This is a genomic window from Bartonella sp. CR84HXZ (assembly GCF_042194535.1).
Classification (GTDB): domain Bacteria; phylum Pseudomonadota; class Alphaproteobacteria; order Rhizobiales; family Rhizobiaceae; genus Bartonella; species Bartonella grahamii.
In genome coordinates this window covers 12,448-25,503 of record NZ_JBHIMY010000003.1, presented here as the reverse complement: position 1 = coordinate 25,503, position 13,056 = coordinate 12,448, and the positions used below count along the sequence as shown (strand labels likewise).

Genomic DNA, 13,056 nt, shown 5'->3' with positions numbered 1-13,056 from the left:
TGTTGATTGCCAAGTTTTCGGTTGATTTGATTATCAGTACAGATTGGGTTATCTAAAATGATAAGGGGCAATGAGAAATCTTGAAACTAAAGAAATTTTACGACATATTGCGTCTTTTCATAAAGAAGCTAAAAAGGAAATTATTCGATGCATTAAAAGAAAAAATGCATGAAATGTGCGTAATTTTATGAATAAACATACAAGAGTTATATTCTGATTTATATAAAATTGTCAGAGTGCTTATCAATGTAAATAATAAAATATTTCAGGGAGTCTATAATGACTGACAAAAACCAGATTGAGAAAGCTGTTTCACTGGTTGAAGCAGCAAGGCGTTCTGGGGCAGATGCTGCTGATGCCGTTATTGTTCATGCTCATTCTACCAGTGTATCAGTTCGTTTTGGGAAAGTCGAATCAACAGAAGCAGCAGAGAGCAATGATTTTACTCTAAGGGTTTTTGTTGGAAAAAAAGTAGCAAGTGTTTCTGCTAATTTAGCGTCTTATCCGCAAGAACTTGCGGAACGTGCTGTTGCGATGGCTAAAGCTTCTCCCGATAGTTTATTTGAAGGTTTGGCAGATAAAGAGAGTTTGGTTAAGTCTCCTAAAGATCTTGATCTTTTTGATGATTTTGTGCCAAGCAGTCATTTTTTAACAGAAGATGCTTTAAAAACAGAGGCAGCAGCTCTTGATGTTAAAGGTGTAAGTAATTCTGGTGGCGCTGCAACAGCTTATGGTCGGAGTGGGTTTATTCTTGTGACCAGCGATGGTTTTTGTGGAGCCTATCGCTCCAGTTGCTTTTCACGTTCTTGTAGTGCTCTTGCAGGTGAAGGCACACAAATGGAGCGGGATTATGATTATACAACAGCCTTACATTTTTCTGATTTAGAGGCAGCAGAAACTGTTGGAAAGAATGCAGGGTTTGGTGCTGTCCGACGTTTGGGTGCAGTTCGTGCGGCGACTGGGGGCGTTGATGTTATTTTTAATCCGCGTACGGCTCGCGGAATTGCAGGGCATATCGCATCTATGGTCAATGGAGCCTCTGTAGCTCGTAAAACAAGTCTTTTACAGAATTTCCTAGGCAAGGAAGTGATGAAGCCTAATGTTAATGTAACCGATCAACCTTTGCGATTACGTGGAAATGCTTCTCATCCTTTTGATGGAGAAGGGGTAGAGGGGCAAACACTCAATATTATTGAAAATGGTATTTTAAAAAATTGGCTTCTTTCATCATCTACAGCACGTGAATTGGGACTTAAAACAAATGGACACGGTGTGCGTTCGGCATCATTAGTGCAGCCGACAAGTACAAATTTTGCAATTGAACCGGGTTTAGTATCGCCTTGCGATATGATAAAAGATTTGCGAAATGGATTTTATGTGACCGAATTATTCGGTCACGGTATTGATTTTATTACTGGTCAGTATAGTCGTGGGGCTTCCGGTTTTTGGATTGAAAATGGTGAAATTGCTTATCCGGTGAGTGAAGTAACGCTAGGTTCTGATTTGCTTCATATGTTAGCACATTTAACACCTGCCAATGATATTGATCGGCGTTATGGTACGGCGGCTCCAACATTGTTAATTGAAGGGATGACACTTGCAGGAAAATAACACGCATCATTCTTATGATTTAAATCTTTTGCGGGATGTTTGTCGAGAGGCAGGAGATTTAGCAATGCGGTATTTTGGATGCACGTTGGATGTTTGGATTAAAGAGGGTAATTCACCGGTCAGTGAGGCAGATTTTGCTGTTGATCATTTTTTGAAAGAGAAGCTTCTTGGAGCGCGTCCAAATTATGGATGGATTTCAGAAGAAACAAAAGATAATCGAGAACAACAAGATTATGAACGCTTCTTTGTGGTTGATCCTATTGATGGAACACGAGGTTTTCTTTCTGGCAGTCCTTATTGGTGTATTTCGGTTGCCATTATTGAGAATGGGCGTCCTATTGTGGGCGTTCTACAATGTCCGGCTCAAGGAGATATTTATGCAGCTGTAACGGGTGGAGGGGCAACATTAAATGGGATAAAACTTCCTCGTTTAGCCTCGGGGGGGCATCGAAAATATAAAATTTCGCTTGATAAATCGCTCGCAAAAAAATTACCAGATGATTTTCTCAATCGAGTCAGTCTTTACCATTATCTTCCTTCTCTTGCTTATCGTATTGTTCTTGTTGCTCAAGATGAAATTGATATCGTATTAGTTCGTCCGAATTGTCATGAATGGGATATTGCCGCTGCTGATCTTATTTTGCAGGAGTGTGGAGGGTGTTTTTTATCGCTTGATGCCCCTTTACTATCTTATGGAATTGAACCTTACCAATATGGACTTTTAATTGCTGGTAAAAATAATTGCTGTCAAGATATGATAGATGTTGTTCGTCAAACAAAGTTAGTTTAATCACGTAAAAGCGCGCTAAAATAATCTAAATGATATGGAGGCACATATGACTGAAACCAACGAAAAAAAACAATATTTATATCTTGTATTTGGTGGGGAATTAAAAAATCTTAACAGTAATCAATTTAAGAATCCTGATGATTTAGATGTGGTTGGTATTTTCTCGGATTATCAATCCGCTCAAGAAGCATGGCAGGCAAAAGCACAAAGCAGTGTAGATAATGCATTACAACGTTATTGCATTGTAGATTTGCATCAGTTTCTTGATGCTGAGTTAGGCGATGCAGAGTAAAGCTTGAATATTTGGTCATTATAGCCTGTAGATTGCTTCACGCTTTTGTTTAATCGTCCTTTCCATAGGTACGTTCTTCGGGTAAAATAGAATGCCGTAAAAAAAGAATATGCTTGTTGTTTAAATTCATATGTTTTCTTAATGAAACATCTTTCAAGGCACCCAAGCACATTCCATAATGGTGTCCGTGCAAGTTATAAAATCCATTGTTGCACCACCATCTTTACGCTTAATAAAAATGCAAGACAGTTCTATTAACCTATTTACAACAGCAATATTATCATGACGAGCTATCACTCGAAGTTTATGATTATATTGTGAATAGTCACTCTGCTTTTGAATGGAGTATGAAACATTAATGCGTTCAGATTAATAAAAAGAGTAGCATTATTAATGATACCAATTACTACTCCGTTGAGATTATTAGCACTCCCTACTTATCCATTGGAATTTTTCCAACAAGTTATCACTATACGCTTAGAAACCATGAAAGTCGTTAGAAACTTACCAAAATTAGAAACTTAGAAAAACTGAATAGATTGATGAAGTTAACTTACCTCATAAGTTTTTTTGAGTACTCGTTTAAAACTACAATCTATAAATTAATCATTTTGTGTTGATTATACACAATCTTAAAAGGAATAATACACCATGCGATCTCCTGAAAAGAGAGGATTTAAAATTTTGAAAACTCTTATTTAAATTGCTTTAAGACTTTTAAGAAATTTTCTATTAAACAAGATTAGATTTTTCTGGATTACCTTTAAGAGATTATATTACAATTTAAAATGAGAACTTTATACCGTTCAAAAGTTTTTTTAAAGATTAGTTTTACATATTCATTTTATTGAAATGAAATCATAGCGATTAGGCTTTTTTTTAACATATTTTATTTGTTGGATTTATATAGGTTATAATATTTATATGGATTATTTTTTGAAAAATTGATAATACATAATATATGTAAAAATAAGTTTTTTCTCTAAAATACCAACGTGCAAAATTCAAAGTTTTACTAAAATCATAAGAAGTATTTATTCAGTGAGCTGAAAAAAATTGATACAATCTATGTTATAGGTTGTATGATATTTATCATTTATATTTTCAAAATTATAATCGACTGAAATGTAGCTTTGTTATTTTTTGAGTAAGATTTTTTATAGGGTGCAGAATGAAGTGATAAAATCCATATAAGTGACAAAGTTTCATTAAAAGAGATTTAAATAACGTGTATAGGTTATCTTTATAGGAAAATTTTAAAAAAAATATGGCGATAAAATTACGTTTTTTGTCCTTTATGTATTGAATTTTCTCATGGGTGAAGCGTTTTTTATTCAAGATATGGATGATATTAAAAAAATATGGATGTAACTAATAGTGTGAATTTTTTAACAAAATAAGCATATAGATATCTTAAAATAGCTGGAAGAGGTGATTTTAAATGGTAGAATTAAAGGCACATACGGCTCTTTTAAGCTATCGGATGATTGGTTTTTGCTTATGTCCTGTTATTCCTTTTTATTTGTTCTTCCGTGCTATTCGTGGAAAAGAAGAGTGGTGTCGCAAAAAAGAGCGTTTAGGTAAAAGTTCTCATGTACGCCCCCAAGGTTCGTTAGTTTGGTTGCATGCAGCAAGTGTTGGAGAAACACTTGCACTTGTCCCACTTATAAATTATATTTTATCATTGAAAATCAATGTGTTAATGACGACAGGGACTGTGACATCTTCTACTCTTGTGAAAAAACATTTTGGTAATAGGTTGATTCATCAATATGCTCCTTTGGATTTAGATTTTGCAGTGCGCCGTTTTATTAGTCATTGGAAGCCTGATCTCGCCTTGATTTGTGAATCAGAAATTTGGCCTCTTCGTATTAAAGAACTTGCAAAAATGCGTATTCCGCAGATTTTGGTTAATGCCCATATGTCTGAACGTTCTTTTAAAGCTTGGCAAAAACGACGCGTTCTTGCCAAACATATTTTTAAGGATATTGATTTGGCGATTGGTCAAAACGAAAGAGATGTAGCTTATTACCATACACTTGGCGTAAAATCTGTTACGTTTTCTGGGAATCTCAAGGCTGATGTTGTTCTGGTTGAAAATCAAGCATTGCTTGCACGTTATCGTAATGCAATCGGCAATCGCCCAGTTTGGGCAGCTGTTTCAACGCATGAAGGGGAAGAGGAGATTGCTTTTGAGGTCCATAAGATTGTTAAAAATTATTTGCCAGATTTATTAACAATTATTGTGCCTCGTCATCCTGAACGTTCAGAAGATCTTATCAGAAAATGCGATAATAAGGGGTTGCGTTTTATTCGGAGGAGTAGAGATGCTGTTCCAAACATGAATACCGATATTTTATGGGGAGATACAATTGGAGAAATGGGGCTTTTTCTTCGCTTATCGAAAGTTTCTTTCGTTGGTAAGTCGTTATGTGGAAATGGTGGACACAATCCATTGGAATTGGCTTTGCTTGGTTCTGCTATTTTGACAGGGCCCCATGTTTCAAATTTTCAAGAGATGTTCGAACAATTTTTAACGCATGATGCAGCATATATAGTTCAAGATACAAAACAGCTTGCTATTCAGGTGTATAAGCTTTTAACAAATGAAACATTGCGACAAGAAATGGTTGATAAGGCTCATGAAGTGGCGACAGATATGGCAGGTGCACTTGAGCGCACATTAAAGACTTTAGATCCATTTTTACAACCCCTTGTAATACAAACGGGTTTACGTCAGCGTCAGGGTAGATATGCATATTAGCGCCCCCCATTTTTGGTGGAAAAATAAAAGCTTTTTGCGTTTTGTATTAGCTCCAGTTTCATGGGGGTATGGTTATTTTTCAAGTCGTTTTATGACAAGACAGCCTTCCGTGATTGATTTGCCAGTTTTGTGTATTGGAAATTTTACATGTGGCGGTGCGGGTAAAACGCCGGTTGTTATTGCTTTTAGCAAAGTGGCTAAAGAACTTGGTTTCGTACCTGGTATTGTATCACGTGGTTATGGTGGATCAGTTAAAGGGGTACATCTTGTAAATGAGAAATATGATACTCCACACAATGTTGGAGATGAGGCACTTTTACTTGCACAGCATGCTTTTGTAGCTGTATCACCTAATCGTTATGCAGCGGCACAACGGCTTAAGCAAGAGGGATGTAATCTTATTTTAATGGATGACGGATTTCAAAGTCGCCGTCTTTATATGGATTATACGTTACTCGTTGTTGATGCGATGCGCGGTTTTGGTAATGGAGCTGTCTTTCCAGCAGGACCTTTGCGCGTACCATTAAAAACGCAGTTTTCTTTTATGGATAGTGTTTTATTGATTGGTCATTCCGATGCGCCTGATAATGTTTCTTTTCTTGTTTCTCGTACTGGAAAGCCTTTATATCGTGCTCATCTTAAAGCCATTGCCTCTGATGAGGTTTCAGGAAAATCATTTTTGGCATTTGCCGGTATTGGCAATCCAGATAAATTTTTTAAATCTATTAAAGAATTATCTGGTCATGTGGTGCAAACTTACATGTATCCAGACCACTATTTTTTCACAGATAAAAATTTAAAAAGCCTTATACAAAAGGCTAAAATGCACAATTTATGGCTAGCAACAACAGCTAAAGATTATATCCGTATACAGACAATTCACACGCAAAAAGATTTGAAAAATCTTATTGTCTTTGATGTGAATGTTGATTTTGTTCAAAAAGATTTCTGTCGTATGGTCCTTGAGGAGGTCATGAGCCGCTTTAGAAAACGTTCCCTTGAATTTTTTTGTCTAAAAGGTAAAGGCTAAATTTATAGCTTTCGAGGGTTTATTTTTCTTTTGTTTTTAACAATTGCTTGAGATATGGGTTGCACTCAAGTTCGCGCTGATAAGAGATTTCACAACTAGCATATGCTTCTTGACGGTGATGATTCCAATATTTTAAATCATCTATAGGGATTTTTTGTCCGCTAACAGCACAAATGGTATAGGAACCATATTCTATAATGTCATATCCATTATTAGAATAATGAATTTTTGCTTCGCGTTCACTATCGGAAAACATTATAATTCCTTTTACTGATACAAGAGATTCAAGAAAAGTGCCATAAGATATATTATAAAGTCGAGAGTTAATTTAAAAATATTTTTCTTGTCAAAATAGTTAAGAGTTTATTTTCTGCCAAATAGCCGTTCTATATCTGCCAATTTGAGTTCAATATAAGTAGGGCGTCCATGATTACATGTACTTGTATTGGGTATTGCCTCCATTTGTCGTAACAGTGTGTTCATTTCTTCGGGGCGTAAAAGGCGCCCTGACCGTATTGAACCGTGACAAGCCATCGTTGCTGCAACATAATCAAGCATTGCTTTTAAATTGTTTGTTGTATCATACTCAGCGGCTTCATCTGCAAGATCTTTAATAAGGGCTTGGAGGTTGATTTCTCCTAACATGGAAGGTGTTTCACGCACAACAATTGCTCCTGGTCCAAATGGTTCTATTCCTAATCCAAATTTTTGCAAAGCATCTTTATGCGTTAAAAGGCATGTTGCATCCTCTTCAGAGAGTTCTACAATTTCAGGAATAAGTAATAACTGTGAAGGAAGCGGTTTGGAATAAAGTGCATTTTTGAGTGCTTCATAAACCAATCGTTCGTGAGCTGCATGCTGATCGACAATGATCAAACTATCTTGTGTTTGGGCGATAATATAGTTTTTATGGATTTGTGCTCTGGCCGCTCCTAATGGATAAGATAACTCTTCTGATGAAGATGTAGTGTTTGGAATGTATGTATCCCCACTTGGTATATTTAAGCCCTCCATAATAGGAGTAGCATCTTCTTTTAAACCAAAAGAACTAGTAATATCCAATGGTTTGTGAACCATTGAAGCAGCGGCAAAATGATGAGGTTGTGGGCTATAAGAAGAGGACTGGTGCGTGTTCTTAAAATTGCCTAACGGTTGTTGTGCCAATGGTTTTTGTATTTGAAATGCAGCTAGCGTTGCTTCAGAACGGGTTGAAGTAGGACGAATACCAGATTGCTGTAATGCTTCACGAATAGCTCCAACGATCAAACCACGAATTAATCCTGGATCACGGAATCGTACATCAGCTTTGGCTGGATGTACATTAACATCTACCTCAGCAGGTGGGAGATCAATAAAAAGAATAGCGACAGGATAACGATCTCGTGTCATGACATCAGCATAAGCGCCCCGGATAGCGCCCCATAGAAATTTATCACGCACGGGACGCCCATTAACATAAGCAAATTGATGAAGACTATTATTTCGGTTGAAAGATGGCAAACAGGCAAAACCCGTTAAGCGCACTGCTTCGCGTTCAGCATTCAGTGCGATGCTATTAGGGGCGAATTCTTTTCCCATAATTTGCGTAATACGTTGTAATTGTCCTTGAATATTATTTTCTGTAGCGGACAGTTCCATAGATGTTCTGTCTAGTCCTGAAAGAGAAAAGCGGATATGTGGAAATGCGATAGCAATTCGCTTAATCATATCGCTAATAGCATTTGTTTCAGCTCGATCGGTTTTCATAAATTTTAATCGTGCCGGCGTGACAAAGAAAAGATCACGAACTTCAACAATTGTTCCAAGGTTTGCAGCAGCTGGTTTGGGTCCTACAATTTTTCCTGCAGTAACGGAAATTTCAGCAGCGCTCTCAGCATCTTTTGTTCGTGAAATGAGTTTAAGTTTAGCAACAGAACCAATAGAGGGGAGGGCTTCTCCTCTAAACCCAAGGAAGCAGATATTGTGTACGTCATCGGTAATCTTTGAGGTACAATGGCGAGAAACTGCTAAAGTTAACTGATCTGCAGGAATTCCGTAACCATTATCACTCACCTTTATAAAATTTTTTCCACCATTTGCTGTAATAATTTCGATGCGTGTTGCACTAGCATCAATAGCGTTTTCAACAAGTTCTTTGACAACATTTGCTGGTCGTTCAATAACTTCACCAGCGGCGATTTGATTAATAATATTTTCGCTAAGATGGCGTATAATCATAATAAATTCTAACAGGAATCTTAAGGCTTCTATAGAAAATTATGATAACATCATTTGCGCGACATTCAAGAATAAGAGAGTATGGAAGGTATTATTTTTTACAATACCTCCTATTTTATTTTATGTTAACAAATCGGTTGGAAAAAACACAAAAAATAGTTTTTATCACCTTAAAATAGCTTGCACCAATTTATCATCTAGGTCAAAAAAGAAACAATGTAAAAAGGAAAGGCAATATATATGGCGCGTATAAGCGGTATTTTAGCAGATAGTGATATACAAGCTTTGATTGAGAATAACTTTCTCAAGGCTCAGTATCCATTTGATAGATTTCAAATACAACCAGCAAGCCTTGATCTTCGTTTAGGGGAGAAAGCTTATCGTATACGTGCTTCTTTTATGCCAGGCCCTGATACAAAAGTTTTGGATAAGCTTGAACGGTTAAAGTTGCATGAGTTTGATTTACAAGATGGAGCCGTTTTGGAAACAGGGTGTGTTTATATTGTTCCTCTTTTGGAAAGTTTAGCTTTACCAGAATTTTTATCTGCTGTTGCCAATCCCAAAAGTTCTACAGGCCGATTAGATATTTTTACGCGTGTCATTACGGATAATGCTCAGGAGTTTGATAAAATTTGTGCTGGTTATCATGGTCCACTTTATTTGGAAATTAGTCCACGCACATTTCCAATTTTGGTGCATAAAGGCTCACATTTATCACAGCTTCGGTTTAGAAAAGGGCAAAGTTATTTGAATGAAGTTGAGTTACACACTTTGCAAAAGCAAGAAACACTGATATCGGAGGATCTTCCTAATATTAGCGCTGGTGGTATTGGTCTTTCCATTAATTTAAAGGGAGACGAAAAAGGGCTTATGGGTTATCGTGGTAAACATCATACAAGTGTTATTGATATTGATAAACGTGCTGTTGCCCACGTTTTAGATTTTTGGGAACCTCTTTTTGATCGTGGTCAAAGGGAGTTGGTTCTTGATCCTGATGAATTTTATATTTTAGTTTCACGAGAGTCTGTTCATGTGCCTCCGCTTTATGCCGCCGAAATGACTCCTTTTGATCCTTTAGTTGGTGAGTTTAGGGTGCATTATGCAGGCTTTTTTGATCCAGGATTTGGGCATATGGAAGCGGGTGGAAAAGGAGCAAGAGCGGTTTTAGAAGTGCGGAGCCATGAAGTTCCTTTTATCTTAGAGCATGGTCAAATGATTGGCCGTTTGGTCTATGAGCATATGCTTAATCGACCATCAACCCTTTATGGACATGATGTTGGATCACATTATCAAGCACAGGGTTTAAAGTTGTCCAAGCATTTTAAATGAGTTGGAAACTACGAATTTTGATAACATGTATGCAGAAAGTGTATTTTGGATAAAAGAAAATTTTGTTCTTCGCAAAATTGGCGCCATTCATTCTATTTTTAGTGTCCAAAGTTATTGCATCCCTTGCATTTGAGAGGCATTTTTACTTCTTTTTTTCAAGAGGTTTTATCTATACGAACTTCGTTTATGATGTGCAAAAGAATAGTTTTGATTATTTCATCATGAAAAAATCTAAAATGAAAGAATTTTACTATATTCAATATGTTATTCGTATTTATTGATTATAATAAATCAATAAGTTACTAAAATTCAATATAACAGTAACGTATTTGTTTTTCAAAGTAAACATGCGAGATTGGATGCTTCTATTGCTCCATTTTTCTAGAGCTTGAATGACCAGTATATTTTATTTCGTATAAAAATTATCCTTAAGAGCCAATAAAGAAGTTTTTCACTACAGTTTAGTAACAATTTTTTTAATAAACATTGTTCTACTTTTAGTAACTCATTTATAGCTTCAAGATATAAAATATTGCTAGAAAATTATTCAATTCAATATGGAAAGCTTCTACTAGTATGAACATTAAAAAAATTTTTTATGCTTTATGTGAATTAGGCACTGTATATTTTTATAAACTTTCATGAATAAGTAACAGGTCTCAGTTTTGAGTATTGATATAAGAAGATTTCTGGATGTATGCGACAGCTTTATTTCCAGTATTAATAAAGGATTTTTTTATCTTTTGGGGGAGATTATGGTTTATACTTAATGACTACAGGCTCTATCTTCTTATAACCGATAATTTAAGGACCTTTGGAGGGAGAAACGACTTTAAATTATAACTAATTAAGCTGCGGAGCAATCGCTTTCGAAGAGGTATTCGTTTAAAGAAAGTATAACACTTCAATTGTACATGAACAATATATGAGAGGATACGTTATTAATGATACCCCATACTGTGAGATTTTAAATTTGGATAGGAGAAATAAAGACATTGTTTTTATCAATTAGTTTTTTTAGAAAGTTGCAATCTCTGTTGCTTCTATCTATTCAATAGAGCGTTTTGGAGAATATCGAGTAGGAAGGTACACGGGTTCGCTTTTATGCGTTTTAGTATGTCTTCTCTTTTTATTTAGGAACAATGGTGCCATCAATGATTATTTCTTCAACACTTGATTATCGTAAGGCGGCAAAGCGTCGTCTTCCTCCCTTTCTTTTTCACTATATTGATGGTGGGGCTTATGCTGAAGAAACGATGCGACGTAACTGTACAGATCTTCAAGCTCTTGCACTGCGTCAAAGGATTCTAAGGCAAGTTGGTGAAGTTGATCTTTCAATCAAGCTTTTTGAACAGACACTTGATTTACCGATTGTACTTGCACCTGTTGGGCTAACGGGCATGTATACACGTCGTGGAGAGGTAGAAGCGGCGCGTGCCGCAGCGGCAAAAGGGATTCCTTTTACTCTATCCTCTGTTTCAGTTTGTCCCATTGCGGAAGTGCAAGAAGCGGTTGGAGGTGCATTTTGGTTTCAACTTTATGTTCTCAAAGATCGCGGTTTCATGCGTGATGCACTAGAACGGGCTTGGTTAGCTGGTGTACGCACGTTGGTTTTTACAGTTGATATGCCAGTTCCTGGTGCACGTTATCGTGATTCGCATTCGGGGATGTCTGGTCCTTATGCTGGATTACGTCGTTTTTTACAAGCGTTTACTCATCCATATTGGGCTTGGAATGTTGGTGTTATGGGGCGCCCCCATGATCTTGGAAATGTCTCCACTTATCTCAAAAAGAAAATTGCATTGGATGATTACGTTGGTTGGCTTGGTGCAAATTTTGATCCATCAATTGGTTGGCATGATTTACAATGGATTCGCGATTTTTGGAAAGGAAAAATGATTTTGAAAGGTATTCTTGATCCAGAAGATGCACGAGAAGCAGTAAAATTTGGTGCGGATGGTATTGTTGTTTCTAATCACGGCGGACGTCAGCTTGATGGTGTATTATCAACAACACGAGCGTTGCCTGCAATTGCGGATGCTGTAAAGGATCATTTGACTATTTTAGCGGACTCAGGTGTTCGTTCTGGTCTTGATGTTGTACGCATGATAGCACAAGGTGCGGATGCTGTTATGATTGGCCGTGCTTTTGTTTATGCGCTTGCAGCAGCAGGTAAGAAAGGTGTTATGCATCTCCTTGATCTTTTTGCCAATGAAATGCGGGTAGCTATGACACTGACCGGTACTCAGACAATCAAAGATATTACACGCAAGAGTTTAGTAAATATAGATGTTTTTAAGCAATGAAAGCAATATGTTATACTGCTTTCAGAAAAAGAAAGTCTTTTTATAGAGGAGCATAATTATATATTTTACAAATATGTTGACAGTTAAAGTTAAATAGAAAAGATCAAAAAGCTCCTCTATAAAATCACAGAAAATACTCAGTAATTACAATAATATTAACGCAAAAATCTTAATAATAATAAACACAAAAAAAATACTAATAACATTGCATACATCTTTTACTTACTTTATTAAAAGCTCATTCTATGGATAAAAAGGAACAAGCGCTGATATTAAAGGTAAAACAACTGTTGATATAGAAAAAATAGATATAAATAATGCTGTGAGCATTTTTCCCTCCTATATATAAAAATATAACATGTTAATTACTTCTTTCCCACATTAGCATAAAACGTAAATTTATAAGCTTCATTTAGTTTTATTTTAATATAGAATAATATTAATTATGGTATATAAATAAAATTATTAAAAATGTCAATATGTATTTATTGAAAGCTATAATTATAATAAAAAATGGATCTAATAAATAATATTTCTATAATCTATATATTATTTATATTAATTTTATTGGATAATATATTATATGGGTATGATATTGTTTTTATGGAGTACATTTTTAAGCAATGAAAAAAATACCCATACAATCTTTAAAAAAGCTCGTTTACTGAGAGCAAGACTGCGTGAATTAATGTGCTTTTCTTTCTTATTTTCTTGCAT

The 13,056-nt window shown here is 35.9% G+C and carries 9 protein-coding genes and 1 pseudogene; 8 read left to right on the top strand and 2 right to left on the bottom strand.

The genetic code is table 11. The features are described from left to right. The first annotated feature begins 279 nt into the window (after positions 1–279). From ACFIKD_RS02175 to lpxK, 6 genes and pseudogenes are all read left to right on the top strand, one after another. On the top strand, positions 280–1,611 hold the full coding sequence (locus ACFIKD_RS02175) for a TldD/PmbA family protein (RefSeq protein ID WP_375647117.1): 1,332 nt from the start codon (positions 280–282) through the stop codon (positions 1,609–1,611). Beyond that, entirely contained in the window at positions 1,598–2,401 is an 804-nt protein-coding gene (locus tag ACFIKD_RS02170) for a 3'(2'),5'-bisphosphate nucleotidase CysQ (RefSeq protein WP_375647116.1), read from the top strand. Before ACFIKD_RS02175 ends, ACFIKD_RS02170 begins: the two co-directional genes overlap by 14 nt. A gap of 46 nt (positions 2,402–2,447) precedes the next feature. After that, a complete protein-coding gene (locus ACFIKD_RS02165) occupies positions 2,448–2,693 on the top strand; it encodes a DUF4170 domain-containing protein (protein WP_375635948.1) in 246 nt (81 codons plus the stop codon). A gap of 261 nt (positions 2,694–2,954) precedes the next feature. Continuing rightward, positions 2,955–3,231: pseudogene (locus ACFIKD_RS02160) on the top strand (type ISP restriction/modification enzyme); the annotation flags it as partial. A 903-nt stretch (positions 3,232–4,134) separates the two neighbouring features. Further along, the gene (waaA, locus tag ACFIKD_RS02155; RefSeq protein ID WP_375635947.1) at positions 4,135–5,457 is read left to right on the top strand and encodes a lipid IV(A) 3-deoxy-D-manno-octulosonic acid transferase; all 1,323 of its coding nucleotides are present in this window, start codon (positions 4,135–4,137) and stop codon (positions 5,455–5,457) included. Then, the gene (gene lpxK / locus ACFIKD_RS02150; protein WP_375635946.1) at positions 5,447–6,487 is read left to right on the top strand and encodes a tetraacyldisaccharide 4'-kinase; all 1,041 of its coding nucleotides are present in this window, start codon (positions 5,447–5,449) and stop codon (positions 6,485–6,487) included. Before waaA ends, lpxK begins: the two co-directional genes overlap by 11 nt. A 19-nt stretch (positions 6,488–6,506) precedes the next feature. Here lpxK and ACFIKD_RS02145 read toward each other — a convergent pair whose 3' ends face one another. Both ACFIKD_RS02145 and mutL read right to left on the bottom strand, forming a co-directional pair. Beyond that, on the bottom strand, positions 6,507–6,743 hold the full coding sequence (locus ACFIKD_RS02145; RefSeq protein ID WP_012754677.1) for a DUF2093 domain-containing protein: 237 nt from the start codon (positions 6,741–6,743) through the stop codon (positions 6,507–6,509). Positions 6,744–6,850: 107 nt separating this feature from the next. Continuing rightward, complete coding sequence (gene mutL / locus ACFIKD_RS02140) at positions 6,851–8,704, bottom strand: DNA mismatch repair endonuclease MutL (RefSeq protein ID WP_375647114.1); 1,854 nt, start codon at positions 8,702–8,704, stop codon at positions 6,851–6,853. A gap of 240 nt (positions 8,705–8,944) precedes the next feature. Here mutL and ACFIKD_RS02135 point away from each other — a divergent pair, with 240 nt between their 5' ends. Further along, complete coding sequence (locus tag ACFIKD_RS02135) at positions 8,945–10,033, top strand: 2'-deoxycytidine 5'-triphosphate deaminase (RefSeq protein WP_375647113.1); 1,089 nt, start codon at positions 8,945–8,947, stop codon at positions 10,031–10,033. A 1,154-nt stretch (positions 10,034–11,187) separates the two neighbouring features. Continuing rightward, complete coding sequence (gene lldD, locus ACFIKD_RS02130; RefSeq protein WP_375647112.1) at positions 11,188–12,339, top strand: FMN-dependent L-lactate dehydrogenase LldD; 1,152 nt, start codon at positions 11,188–11,190, stop codon at positions 12,337–12,339. The last annotated feature ends 717 nt before the right edge of the window (positions 12,340–13,056 follow it).

Bases quoted from the DNA above. Each gene is read 5' to 3' on its own strand.
- ACFIKD_RS02175 (WP_375647117.1), top strand. From the start codon at position 280: ATGACTGACAAAAACCAGATTGAGAAAGCTGTTTCACTGGTTGAAGCA.
- ACFIKD_RS02165 (WP_375635948.1), top strand. From the start codon at position 2,448: ATGACTGAAACCAACGAAAAAAAACAATATTTATATCTTGTATTTGGT.
- waaA (WP_375635947.1), top strand. From the start codon at position 4,135: ATGGTAGAATTAAAGGCACATACGGCTCTTTTAAGCTATCGGATGATT.
- lpxK (WP_375635946.1), top strand. From the start codon at position 5,447: ATGCATATTAGCGCCCCCCATTTTTGGTGGAAAAATAAAAGCTTTTTG.
- ACFIKD_RS02145 (WP_012754677.1), bottom strand. From the start codon at position 6,743: ATGTTTTCCGATAGTGAACGCGAAGCAAAAATTCATTATTCTAATAAT.
- mutL (WP_375647114.1), bottom strand. From the start codon at position 8,704: ATGATTATACGCCATCTTAGCGAAAATATTATTAATCAAATCGCCGCT.
- ACFIKD_RS02135 (WP_375647113.1), top strand. From the start codon at position 8,945: ATGGCGCGTATAAGCGGTATTTTAGCAGATAGTGATATACAAGCTTTG.
- lldD (WP_375647112.1), top strand. From the start codon at position 11,188: ATGATTATTTCTTCAACACTTGATTATCGTAAGGCGGCAAAGCGTCGT.